The sequence below is a fragment of the Streptomyces pathocidini genome, assembly GCF_001418495.1.
GTDB classification, from domain to species: Bacteria; Actinomycetota; Actinomycetes; order Streptomycetales; family Streptomycetaceae; genus Streptomyces; species Streptomyces pathocidini.
Map to the genome: position 1 here is coordinate 1 of NZ_LIQY01000034.1, position 11,937 is coordinate 11,937.

Genomic DNA, 11,937 nt, shown 5'->3' on the forward strand with positions numbered 1-11,937 from the left:
GCGAGCGGTCCGAGGACCGCGTCCCGTACCCGCGCCGGATCGCTGCCGCCGTCGGCCCGCTCGCGTACGAGCTGCTCGTACGCGGCGCCGACCTGGCTGTCGAGCCGGGCGAGTTCGCGGTCCACCACGAGTCGCGACTCCGGGGGCACCTCCGGAATCCGGTCCACGACCTCAGGGCAGTCGATGGTCGAGGCGTTCTGGGCCCGCGCGGGCGGGGTCCGGGCCTCCCCGGACGATCCGCCGCCGTCCTGTCCCGCGGAGGCGGAGACGTTGACGGCGACCAGTGCGCCGCCTCCCAGCAGCAGCGCGGCCGCCGCGGCGACGGCGCGGCCTGCCAGCGGGGAGCGCTTGTGCGTTGTCTGTTTCATGGAACCCCTCTACGTCGTTCCGGGAGATGGGGGGACTCCCGGGAACCGCCCGGGAACTCCCGGTCGGAGAAGCTCCGTTTGATACGGATGTCCGCGCGGCCGCGTTCACTCGCGCCCCTGATGTCCCTGACGCCCCAGTGGGCGCCGCCCTCGGCGCGCCGGCGACCCCGCGGGTCTCGCCGGTCCTGACCCCTGGCCGGGGTGGCGACGGCTGGGTTCGGCACCGCCGAGGCGCGCCGCTGTGGTCACTCGCCGTCGCGGAAGGGTCTTGCCGGAACGGCATCTCCCTCCCGCCGCGACGGCGAGATGCTCCTTCCGCCGCAACGGCAAGTGACCACAACGCCGGAGCCCGGCGACGCCCCCGGCGGTCGGGGCTCGTTCCAGGTGGCAGGTGGCAGGTGGCAGGTGGCAGGTGGCAGGTGGCAGGTGGCAGGTGGCAGGTGGCAGGCGGCTGGGGCTCGGTGGCCAGTGCCTAGTGCCGGTGCCCGAGGGCCTGGGGCCCCGGGGCCCCAGGCACCGGTGCCCCGGACTGCCAAGTCCGCCCATCCTCCGCCGGGGGTGGTGTCCTAGACCGCCGGCGGGGCGTACTTGTAGCCGACTCGGCGGACCGTGGCGATGGTGCCTCGGTGGGCCGGGCCCAGCTTTCGCCTCAGGCGGGCGATGTGGACGTCGACCGTGCGGCCGTCGCCCACGTGGCCGTAGCCCCAGACCGTCGTGACCAACTGGTCGCGGCTGTGCACCCGGTGGGGGTGGGCGACCAGATGCGCCAGGAGCTCGAACTCCAGGTACGTCAGGTCCAGCGGGCGGCCTTCCACATGCGCCGTCCGCCGCTCGGCGTCGACCCGCACCGGCCCGGACCCCGCCGCCCGCTGCCGCGGCACGGCCGAGGCCGGCGCCGCGGCGCCGGCGGGACCGGTCTGGGGCTCGTCGGCCGGTACGAGTACGAGGTAGCCGATCATCGGCGGCTGCCCCGGCAGCGTCGGCAGGGTGTGCTGCGGCGCGGGCAGCCAGGTGGCGCCCGGCGGCAGGAAGTCCGAGACACGCACCACCTCGTCCCGGTCCACTGCCCGCAGCCGGTGACGCCCCGGCGGCGTGGGCGAGTTGGCGGGAATGGGAGCGGTAACGGGAACGGACGCAGTAACGGGAACGGACGCGGGCCCGGCGGACGACGTGACGGGGGCGGCGGACAGGGAGCGGGTGTTCGTGGCGGAACGCAGGGAAGTCATGGGAGCTCAGCTTTCGCGCGAGAGGTCATCGAGGGACGTCGTGCGCGCGGGCCGTTGGCCGGCGGGTTCGGGGAACCGGGCCGGCGGCCGACTGCCTGGGGCACCGCCCGGGGCGGGCTCGGCGGGCGTCAGCGGTTACGCGGGGGCCTGCGCGGAGTTCGCGCGGCAACACACGCGGTCGAAGTCGTGATGCTGCCGGGACGGCCAGAACGGCTCGAGGTCGTTGGACCCCGGCGCGGAGTTCTGGAAGCTGGCCATGGCCCTATTGAAGCAGAATCGATCCCGATGTCGCCCCCACCGGCCACCAGTTGATACACAACCCTGGCACGAACGCGAGCCGCGCCGGGGCGCGAACGGGAACGGCGCCGGCCGGTCGAGAGGACGACATCCGCCCGCGGACGCGAACAGTACCCTCCGCGAACGCGAGCGGCGCTCGTCCGCGAGCGTGAACCGTGGCTGCGCACGAGCGTGAACCGTGGCTGCGCACGAGCGTGAACCGTGGCTGCGCACGAGCGCGAACGACGTCAGCCGAGGCGACAGCACCCGTCGGCGAACACGACCAGCATCCGTCCACGCACCGCGACCAACCGGCGATTTCCCGTCCATTGCCGCATGTGAACCCCGTGTTACCCGGGCGCCCCACGGGGCAGGGGCGGCCGGTGCGGCGGCGGGGTTACGCTGCTCGGCGCCTCGGCTGCCACCGGGGCGCACCGAACGAGGAAAGGCGGCACACCATGCGTATCGGACTTCTCGGCACCGGACCCTGGGCGGGGATGGTCCACGCCCCCGGCCTGAACGCGCACCCCGGCGTCGAGTTCACCGGCGTGTGGGGCCGCAGGCCCGAGGCGGCCAAGGCCCTGGCCGACGCTCACGGCACGCGCGCGTACGACGACCCGGACGCGCTGTTCGCCGACTCCGACGCCGTCGCCATAGCCCTCCCGCCTGCGGTCCAGGCGCCGTTGGCGGCGCGGGCGGCGGAGGCGGGCTGCCATCTGCTGATGGACAAGCCGGTGGCGACGGCCGTCGAGGACGCCCGCCTGGTCGCAGACGCGGCGGCACGTACGGGCGTGGCCTCGGTCGTCTTCTTCACCAGCCGCTTCGAGCCGGCCGTCGCCGCCTGGATCGACGAACAGGCCGCGGCGGGCGGATGGTTCACCGGCCGGGGCGAGTGGCTCGGCGCGGTGTTCTCCGAGGGCAGCGACAGCCCGTTCGCTACGCCGTGGCGCCGGGAGAAGGGCGCGCTGTGGGACGTGGGTCCGCACGCGCTGTCCGTGCTGCTGCCGGTCCTGGGGGATGTGGCGGCGGACGGGGGCGCGGGGTTCCAGGTGGTGGCGGCGCGCGGCCCCGAGGACACCGTGCACCTGATCCTGCGCCACGAGAGCGGCGCGTCCAGCACGCTCACGCTGAGCCTGACCGTGCCGCCCGCGGCCGGCGGCGCCACCGTCGAGCTGCGCGGCGTCCACGGCGCCACCTCGCTGCCGCAGGGTGGCCCGGAGGCCCTGGCCTGCTTCCAGCGCGCCATCGACGCCCTGGTCACCGCGGCCGGCTCCGGCACGCCCCACCCGTGCGACGTGCGCTTCGGTGCCCATGTGACGGAGATCCTCGCGGCGGCGGAGGCGGCCCTGGGGGAGCGGGCCTGAAGGAGGCTCCTCAAGGAGGGCGACGGAGTTCTCGGGAGACGGACATCCCGGGCGCCGGAGGTCCCCGGTCTCGGAGGTCCCGGGCCCCGGAGGGCGGCCCCGGGAAGCCTGGCCCGGGAACGCCGACCTAAGGAGCCTGGCCCGGGAGACCTGACCCAAGGAGCCGGATCCCGGAAGCCCGTCCTACGGAGCCGCCCCGACCCCTGCGGTACGGGCGGCGGTCTCGCCTTCGAGGCCGCCCTCGCCCTCCTCCTCGTACGCGAAGGGCCGGACCACCCACGGCGATCCGGGCCCTTCACGGTAGGCGGCATGCCCCGGTGGCAGGGTGGCAGTCTCCGCGATGGCAGGGTCCGCCTCGGCGAGGTGCGCGAGGCAGTGAACCTGGCAGGCATCCGGCAGGTTCGGGTCATTGGCGCCGTCCCCGACCAGCCAGTCGCCCTCCGTGTCGTGCACGACGGTGAGCGCGGGCAACAGCCCTTCGGCCACCGTCCGCTGCACGACGGCCCCCAGCCCCTCGGGGAACCGGTCCCCGGGGAAGGGGAACGGCGCTGTGCGGAAGACCTCGTGTCCGTGAACCTCATGTCCTTGATGCGTCACGGGCCGCAGTCTGACACCTGCCGTCCGAATAGTCCGCGAGGTACGCGCCCACGCACCGCGAGGCTGCCCCGGCCAGCGGGTGGCGCCACACCGCCGGGCCATCGGGGGCCGCGTGCGCCCGACCGCGCGCCGCGCCGCGCCACCGCGATGACCCCCCTCTACGCTCGCCCGTGCGGCGGCCGGATGGCCAGAAGTCGCCGTACGGCGCACCCCCTCACGCGCCGCCCGGCATCTCTTCGCAGCACGACAGGAGTTCACGGTGGCCGGCACCATCCCACCAGGATCCGGGTCCGGATCCGCACCGCGGCGGCGGTTCCGCGCGTGGCTGCTCGAAGGCCTGGCCGACCGGGCGAAACAGCAGCCCGGCCCGCACGCCGAGCCGGCGGACGGGCACCGGCGCCACAGCTGGTGGAAGGTCATGTGCCTCACCGGAGTCGACTACTTCTCCACCCTCGGCTACCAGCCGGGCATCGCCGCGCTCGCCGCTGGGGCGCTCTCCCCGGTGGCCACCCTCGTGCTCGTGGTGGTCACACTGCTGGGCGCGCTGCCGGTGTACCGGCGGGTGGCCGAGGAGAGCCCGCACGGCCAGGGCTCGATCGCGATGCTGGAGCGGCTGCTGTCGTTCTGGCAGGGCAAGCTGTTCGTCCTGGTGCTGCTGGGCTTCGCCGCCACCGACTTCCTGATCACCATCACCCTCTCCGCGGCGGACGCCACCGCCCACCTCGTGGAGAACCCGCACCTCAGCGACGCCCTCCACGGCCGCCAGGTGCTGATCACACTGATCCTCATCGCCCTGCTCGGCGCCGTGTTCCTCAAGGGGTTCACCGAGGCCGTCGGCATCGCCGTTGTGATCGTCGCGGTCTATCTGGCACTGAACGTCGTGGTCGTGGCAGTCGGCCTGTGGCATGTCTTCACCGAGCCGCAGGTTGTCAGTGACTGGACCGGCGCACTGACAGCCGAACACGGCAGTCCGCTCGCCATGGTGGGCGTGGCCCTGCTCGTCTTCCCCAAACTGGCCCTCGGCCTGTCCGGGTTCGAGACCGGGGTCGCCGTCATGCCGCACGTCGAAGGAGCGTCCGGCGACAGCCCCGAGCGGCCCAAGGGCCGCATCCGGGGCACGAAGAAGCTGCTCACCACCGCGGCCCTCATCATGAGCGTCTTCCTCATCACCAGCAGCGTGGTGACGACCTTCCTCATCCCCGAGAAGGCCTTCGAACCGGGCGGCGAGGCCAACGGGCGCGCGCTGGCCTACATCTCGCACGAGTACCTGGGCGACGGCTTCGGCAGCCTCTACGACGCCTCGACCATCGTCATCCTCTGGTTCGCCGGCGCCTCCGCCCTCGCCGGGCTGCTCAACCTGATGCCGCGCTACCTGCCCCGCTACGGCATGGCCCCGCACTGGGCGCGGGCCGTGCGCCCCATGGTCCTGGTCTTCACCGCGATCGCCTTCCTGGTGACCTGGATCTTCGACGCCGACGTGGACGCGCAGGGCGGCGCCTACGCCACCGGTGTCCTCGTCCTGATCACCTCGGCCGCCATCGCCGTGACCATCGCGGCCCACCGGGCGGGGCAGCGCGGCTGGACCGCTGCCTTCGGGCTCATCTCGGCGATCTTCCTGTATACGACCGGGGACAACATCGTCGAGCGGCCCGACGGCGTGAAGATCGGGGCCTGCTTCATCGGCGGGATCATCGCCGTGTCGCTGCTGTCCCGCCTGCGGCGCGCGTTCGAACTCCGCGTCACCAGCGTCACGTTGGACCCCCTCGCCGAGCGGTTCGTACGCGACATCGCCCACCGCCGCATCCGGTTCATCGCCAACAAGCCGGAGGAGCGGGACGCGGCCGAGTACCGCGACAAGCTCCACCAGATCCGCTCCGACAACGACATCCCGCCCGAGGACGACCTGATCTTCGTCGAGGTCACCGTGCGCGACCCCTCGGAGTTCGAGAGCGAACTGCGCGTCACGGGCCAGGTCCTGCACGGCCGCTACCGCGTCCTCACCCTGGAGAGCGCCACCATCGCCAACGCGCTGGCCGCCTTCCTCCTCCACGTCCGTGACACCACCGGCCAGCGCCCGCACATCTACTTCGAGTGGACGGAGGGCGGCCCGCTGCGCCACTTCGTCAAATTCTTCCTCTTCGGCACGGGCGAGGTGGCCCCGGTCACCCGGGAAGTCCTCCGTGAAGCCGAACCGGACCGTGCCCACCGCCCCCGAGTCCACGTGGGCTGACCGGAACCGGACAGCACGGGGGAATCGGGCCCGTTCATTCCTATTTGTTCCTATTCGCTCCCGTCCATTCCCGTGGTGACCCACCGACGGAATCACTCCGGAATTCCGGACAGCGGCAGGGGGAACCTACGCGGACTCCGACAATCAACGGACGGCCACCAGGTTTCACCCCTTGGCACCCTCGTCGGGGAGGGCCACTGGTGACGATTCGAGAGGAAGAAAAACGTCGTCTGATGGCATGGAGTAGTAGGCGTGAAGCGCAAGCACGGGCTGCTGGTCGCCGCGGCCGCGGCCGGAGTGGTCACCGCGTCCTTCGGTGGACCGGCAGCAGCCGCCGACCGGGACGGTGAGTCCGGCAAGTCCTACATGGGGATCGGCAACGGGCAGTCCAAGGGGCCGAAAGACCTGCCGCGCTCCGCGTCTACCGGGCCTGAGGGCATCGACCTCTCGAACTTTCAGCGGACGGTGCCGTGGCAGGCCCTCCAGGATCGGGGCGTGAAGTTCGCCTACGCCAAGTCCAGCGAGGGGAGCTCGTACACCGACCCCATGTTCCAGGAGCATGTCGACAACGCCAAGAAGTACGGAATGCTCGCGGGCGCCTATCACTTCCCGAATCTTTGGGACGGGGCCTCGCCGGCCGCTCAGGCCGACTACTTCCTGCAAGTGAGCGGTGGCTGGAAGGACGACGGCACGACCCTGCCCGGTGTGCTCGATCTCGAGAACGTCGACGGCAAGCCGTTCTGCTACAACAAGAGCCCCGAGCAGATGGTCGCCTGGATCAGGGAATTCACCGACACCTACCGGGAGAAGACCGGCCGGGACGCCGTCATCTACACGCGCACCAACTGGTGGAGCCAGTGCACCGGGAATTCCGCCGAGTTCACCGACAACCCGCTGTGGCTGTCGAACTGGGCCGCTACTCCGGGAACCATGCCCGCCGGCTGGGACGAGCAGGCGATCTGGCAGTACGCCGGAGGAGCCCCCGGCGCGTCCGACCCCGTCGACAGGATCGACAAGAATGTGTTCAACGGCACGGAGGAGCAGCTGAAGTCCTTCGCCGCCGGAGAAGTACCGGGTGGGCCGGGCGAGTCCCCGGAACCGACCCAGCCCCCGTCACCGTCCGGCTCCCCGGTGCCGACCGAGCCCGCCGCGCCGTCCGGGCCCCCCGAACCGTCCGGGTCCCCGACGCAGACCGGGCCCGCTGCGCCGACTGACACCGGTACCCCGGGCAATGGCGGCACCACCCCGTCCGCGGGCCTGGGCGGTGGACTCGCGGACACCGGCGCCGACATCGGGTACGCGCTCCCGGTCGGCGCCGCGCTCCTCCTCGGCGGCGCGGCCATTCACCGCAGGTCACGCGCCTCCGCGGCAAAGCCGGAGTGACCTGACAGACCGGTCACCGCAGCGGCCGGGACCGACCACCACGACCGAGCCGACCACTACGGCGGCCGAGCCGACCATCGCAGTGGTCGGGCGGCCGGGCCCTCGCAGGGGTGGGACCCGGCCGCCCGGTCACACGGTCACGTGGTCACGCGGGGCGAAAGGCCCCCCGTCTCCGCCTCAGCCCCGCCCCGGCTTGAACCCCTTCAGGTCGGCCAGGTCGTACGCGGTGTCGCCCAGTGTGAGGGTGCTGCCCGAGGTGGTGGCAGTGGGCGGGGTGCCCTTGCCCACCGCCAGGACGATCTTGAAGTCGGCCTCGGCGCCGTTCCGCGTCACCCTGAACGCGCCCTTGTCAGTGGAGAGTTGGGCCCCTTCGGGCGCCAGGATCCAGCCCTTGAGGTAGCTGTCGCCCTTCTTGAAGACGAAGGTCGCCGCCCCGCCCTCGGTCTCGCCGAAGGTGATCTCGGTGCCCGCCTCCGGGGCCAGCTGCCAGGCGTACGCGTGCGAGGTGCTGTCCGCGAACGCGTCGTGGATCGCGATGACCGAGTCCGCGCCGCCGACCGGCCGCAGGTCGACCGCGACGTCCCGCTGCGCCTTGGCCAGCTGGTAGTTGGCGCTGCCGTCCAGGGACAGGAAACCGCCGCCCTGGCCGGCGTACACCCGGGACTCCAGCGTCCGGCCCTTGCCGACAACCGGCTCGACCTTGCCGTCCACGAACGGCTTGGAGAACAGCTCTGTCTTGGAGGTTTCCTTCCCGGGCTGGCGGGCCCAGATGACGTCCTGGCCGATGAGGGACGTCGAGAAGGTTTCGGAACCATTCCAGCCGGAGTGGCGGTGGTTGCGGTTGGTCAGCCCGACCAGCACGTCGTCGGCGTCCTGGTAGCGGCTGCGGAACTGGTAGGCGCCGCCGTGGTCGTCCAGCAGCCCCTCCCGCACCGCGGCCGGACCCTCGTCCGGGTCCTGCGGGGTCTTCCCGAACGGGTAGAAGAGGAGCCCGGGGACCCCGCCCCCGCCGCCGACCGTCTTCTCGTACTGCCACAGGAACGCGGCCCGTTGGTCCTCGGGCACGTTCGTGAAGGCGAAGGCGGCCACGGCCGCGCTGCCGGTCGGGTAGCCGACACCCCACTGCAGCCGGGCCTTGTCGGGCTGGGCGGAGACGCAGTGCATCAGCAGGTTGGCGAGTTGCGGGCGCTGCCAGGACTTCTTCAGGGCGTCGAGGCCCGCGTCGATCCCGGCGAGGACACCGGGGGCGCCGATGAACAGCTCGTAGTCGAGGTAGTCGTAGCCCTCCTGGTACCAGCCCGTGTCGGAGTAGGCGAGGTCGAAGTGGCGGGCACATTCGTCGGTCAGGGTCGCGATCCGGCGCTCCTGGAGGTCGTAGTCACCGTCACTGCGCAGCGCGAGGCGCAGCGCCAGCTCGCCGCATTTGGTCACCGCGACCCAGTTGGACGACTTGTCCGGGTAGTCCATGTTGGGGTGCCAGGTCGTCTCCAGCATCGCGGCCGCGGTGCCCAGGGAGTCCCGCGCCTTCGCCCGCTGCTCCGCGGTCCAGGCCTGGTAGGCCCAGTCGTAGGCCATGGCCAGTGCGGGCGCCGCGTTCCCGGTGCTCAGCGGGTGGGTGAGGGGCATCCTCGGGCCTGCCGCCACCAACGCGTCGTAGGCGGTCTTCGCATAGGCCGGGTCGCCGCTGACCTGGTAGAGGAGCGCGGCGTCGCGCGCCCAGGCGGCCTCCGCCTCGCCAGGCGCGTAGTTGTACGCGGGCAGGCCCTTGGAAACCCGGGAGGCGAGCTGGTCGTACGTGGACTTGGGCGTGCCCGGCTGCTGGATCGCGGCGCGGATGTCGGCCAGCTTGTCGTCGTTCACCCACAGGCGCGGGTGCTGGAGGCCGGACAGCTTGGCGGTGGCGAGGGTGGTGCCGTCGCGGCCCTTGAGGGTGAAGCCGGTCGCGCCCTTGTCCTGGCCCGGCGCCAGCGTCGCGCCGAGGCTCTCTGCGCTGTACGTGCCGAGCTTGCGGTGGCCCGCGTAGAGCGTGACGGGGCCGCGGGTGCCGGCCTTCAGCCGCCAGGCCACGCGCGCGCTCCGGCCGACCTCGGTCGCCGAGAGCACGTTGGTGCCCTGGTTGTCCTCGAACCGCTCGGGGGTGGTGATCGTCTCTGGCTCGGTGACGCCGAGCCGGCTGCCGTCGGCGGCCAGCGCGACGATCTTGTAGCTGTAGCGCTGCCCGGGGCGCGCGGTGTTGTCCCCGGCGAACGCCACGGCGGGCACCGTACGCAGCAGGGTCTTCCGGTCCGGCTTGAAGCCGGGGTACGAGCCGCGGTGTATCTCGTAGTGCGCCGCCTGCGCCGGGTCGGCCAACTCGCCGAAGTCCCAGGACAGGTTGACCTCGCCGGTGGGCAGCGGGTTGGCGCCGACGAGGTTGCCCTCCAGCGGCTCCATGGAGACGTTGTCGATCAGCATGCGCCCGGTGGCGGCGCCGAGGCGGGGCCACAGCTTCTGCACGGCGGCGCCCTTGGGCGCGAACACGATCCGGCTGACCTTGTGCCAGCCGGTGGTGCCGGTGATGCGGCCGAAGATCGGGCCGGTGTATTCGGTGGAGAGGTAGCCGCCGTAACCGGTGAGGCCCTCGGCCTTCTGGTCGAAGGTGACCCGGTAGGCCTGCGGGCGCGCGGGGTCGGTGTTGGCGATCTCCTGGCCCAGGGTGACGTTGTCGTCGACGGAGCCGGTCTCCATCAGCAGCGCGCGGCTGCCGTCCGGGCCCGCCCCGTCGACCACCTGGACCTTGAAGCTGCCCCAGGCTTCGATGGTCTTCCAGCCGTCCGGCAGACCGTCCGCGCCCACCTGCTCGAAGTCGCCGTTCACGACGAGCCCGGCGGCGTACGAGGGCGGTGCGGGCACGGCCACGGCGAGCGCCCCGGCGAGGGCCGCACCGGCGATGGCGACGCGGGTCAGACGGGAGGAGGCGAGGGGGCGGGACGGTCTGGACGCCCTGGACGGTCTGGACATGAATCCTCCGGTGCGGATGGTGCGTTGAGCACGGCTGGTGTGGTGCGGGGGGAGGGGGCGCGCGTGGGGTGGTGGTGCTGCCGGTGGGGCCGGCGGTACGAGAACCGCCGGCCCCGCGGGTCATGCGGATGCGGGTCAGACGTCCCCGCTGGTGGTGCCCATTTTCAGGTCGTCGCGTTGGCAGGAGTGGTGTTCAGGAGCGTGATGGCCGCCGCCACGGCTGCCGCGCGGAGGAGGTTCTTGGCCTTCTTCACTGGACGATCACCGCCCAACGGTTGTCACTGAGACCGGTCTTGATGTGCAGGAGCGCCGTGCTGGTGGACTGCGTGGCCGCGATGGTCATCGGCAGTTCGGTGCTGAAGCTCGCGCCGGGCGCGAGTGCGGGGACGTTCCAGTACTTCCAGCTGCCGGAGAACCCCGGGGTGTCGGCGAAGCTCTGCATCTGGGTCGCCGCCGTGGTCGAGCTGGTGTTGTTGGTGAGGGTGACCGGGACGGTCGTGGTCGTGCCGCGCTGGACTGTGCAGTTGCCGCTCGGGAGCGTGGCCGAGACCGTGAACGGCCCGCTGTTGCTGGTGCCGGTGATGACGCCCATCTCGTAGGAGTTCTGCGAGACCCAGGCGCAGGCGTTGGCGGTCGTCGCTGTGGGCTCCCAGATGACCACGCCGTCCGTCTTCGCCTTCAGCTCGCTGAAGATGTACGACCAGGTGTTGCCCGTGAGGTAGTCCCCGCCGGTACCGAGCTGCTTGGGGTTGATGTACGGGTATATCGGCTGGTCAGCCATCGCGCGGTCGCGGGAGACGGCCAGGTTGAGCTCGTTGGACCAGCTGGTCTGCGTCTCGCCGGAGTCCCAGTACATGCGTGGGGCGAAGCAGTCGAGGTTGTTCTTGTCGTTGCCGTCGGTGTCTTGGTGCAGCAGCTTCACGAGGTCGTGGTTCTGGTTGGACCAGCCCTCGTAGCCGTAGTTGCAGACCGGCGCCTGCGGGGCGGCGTTGTGCGCCCACTCGATCAGCTGGCGCCACAGGTTGTACGCGTTGGTGGCCGCTTGTCCGGTCGGGACCTGGGTGAGTTCGATGTCCTCGAAGTCGAGCACGACCGGCGCGGTGGCGGCGCCACCGAACTGGTTCGCGCCCATGTATTCCTTGATCTTGGCCTCGTACACGGCCTGCGTGGGTATCGGGCCGCCGTTGGCGGTGCAGCCCGAGGTGTTGCACTTGAAGGCGAACACGTCGTAGACGACGGTGGACTTGATCGCGCCGTACTGGGGCATGCCCGGCGGGTTGGCGCCGCGCTCGTTAGTGAAGACGGTGAAGCCGGCAGCCGCTTCGGCCGCGGCGGCCGAGGTGGGGGAGGAGGCGATCGGCAGGACCGCGAGGCCGAGGGCGGCCGCGGCGGCTGCCAGCGGTCGCGCGTACCGGCTGCGCAGCATGGACAGGACATTGCGTCTTTGCATGGTGTCCTCCTGGGGGGAGAGTGCGGCCGCACCGTTGCGGTCG

Annotated in this window: 7 protein-coding genes and 1 pseudogene; 3 read left to right on the top strand and 5 right to left on the bottom strand. The window is 71.6% G+C overall.

Features of this window, described 5'->3' with window-relative positions; translation table 11 throughout:
• Both AOK16_RS02255 and AOK16_RS02260 read right to left on the bottom strand, forming a co-directional pair.
• Positions 1-368 (bottom strand): annotated as a pseudogene (locus AOK16_RS02255) (DUF1996 domain-containing protein); the annotation flags it as partial.
• A gap of 566 nt (positions 369-934) precedes the next feature.
• Positions 935-1,594, bottom strand: coding sequence for a winged helix-turn-helix domain-containing protein (locus tag AOK16_RS02260; protein WP_079100974.1), 660 nt, complete (start codon positions 1,592-1,594; stop codon positions 935-937).
• Between the two features lie 734 nt (positions 1,595-2,328).
• On the opposite strand from AOK16_RS02260, the gene AOK16_RS02265 reads away from it, so the two are divergent.
• Positions 2,329-3,234 carry a Gfo/Idh/MocA family protein gene (locus AOK16_RS02265; protein WP_055470507.1) on the top strand — a complete coding sequence of 302 codons (906 nt, stop codon included), beginning with the start codon at positions 2,329-2,331 and terminating at the stop codon, positions 3,232-3,234.
• Positions 3,235-3,417: 183 nt separating this feature from the next.
• Here AOK16_RS02265 and AOK16_RS02270 read toward each other — a convergent pair whose 3' ends face one another.
• Positions 3,418-3,831 carry a hypothetical protein gene (locus AOK16_RS02270; protein ID WP_055470508.1) on the bottom strand — a complete coding sequence of 138 codons (414 nt, stop codon included), beginning with the start codon at positions 3,829-3,831 and terminating at the stop codon, positions 3,418-3,420.
• 259 nt (positions 3,832-4,090) lie between these two features.
• Between AOK16_RS02270 and AOK16_RS02275 the strand changes: the two genes are divergently transcribed.
• A complete protein-coding gene (locus tag AOK16_RS02275; RefSeq protein ID WP_055470509.1) occupies positions 4,091-6,061 on the top strand; it encodes an APC family permease in 1,971 nt (656 codons plus the stop codon).
• 252 nt (positions 6,062-6,313) lie between these two features.
• Positions 6,314-7,444 carry a GH25 family lysozyme gene (locus tag AOK16_RS02280; protein ID WP_055470510.1) on the top strand — a complete coding sequence of 377 codons (1,131 nt, stop codon included), beginning with the start codon at positions 6,314-6,316 and terminating at the stop codon, positions 7,442-7,444.
• Positions 7,445-7,621: 177 nt separating this feature from the next.
• On the opposite strand, the gene AOK16_RS02285 is transcribed toward AOK16_RS02280, so the two are convergent.
• On the bottom strand, positions 7,622-10,444 hold the full coding sequence (locus AOK16_RS02285) for a carbohydrate binding domain-containing protein (protein ID WP_055470511.1): 2,823 nt from the start codon (positions 10,442-10,444) through the stop codon (positions 7,622-7,624).
• A gap of 250 nt (positions 10,445-10,694) precedes the next feature.
• Positions 10,695-11,894: a hypothetical protein gene (locus tag AOK16_RS02290; protein ID WP_157859073.1), complete on the bottom strand. Its 1,200-nt coding sequence runs from the start codon at positions 11,892-11,894 to the stop codon at positions 10,695-10,697.
• Between the last annotated feature and the right edge of the window lie 43 nt (positions 11,895-11,937).

Bases quoted from the DNA above. Each gene is read 5' to 3' on its own strand.
- AOK16_RS02260 (WP_079100974.1), bottom strand. From the start codon at position 1,594: ATGACTTCCCTGCGTTCCGCCACGAACACCCGCTCCCTGTCCGCCGCC.
- AOK16_RS02265 (WP_055470507.1), top strand. From the start codon at position 2,329: ATGCGTATCGGACTTCTCGGCACCGGACCCTGGGCGGGGATGGTCCAC.
- AOK16_RS02285 (WP_055470511.1), bottom strand. From the start codon at position 10,444: ATGTCCAGACCGTCCAGGGCGTCCAGACCGTCCCGCCCCCTCGCCTCC.
- AOK16_RS02290 (WP_157859073.1), bottom strand. From the start codon at position 11,894: ATGCAAAGACGCAATGTCCTGTCCATGCTGCGCAGCCGGTACGCGCGA.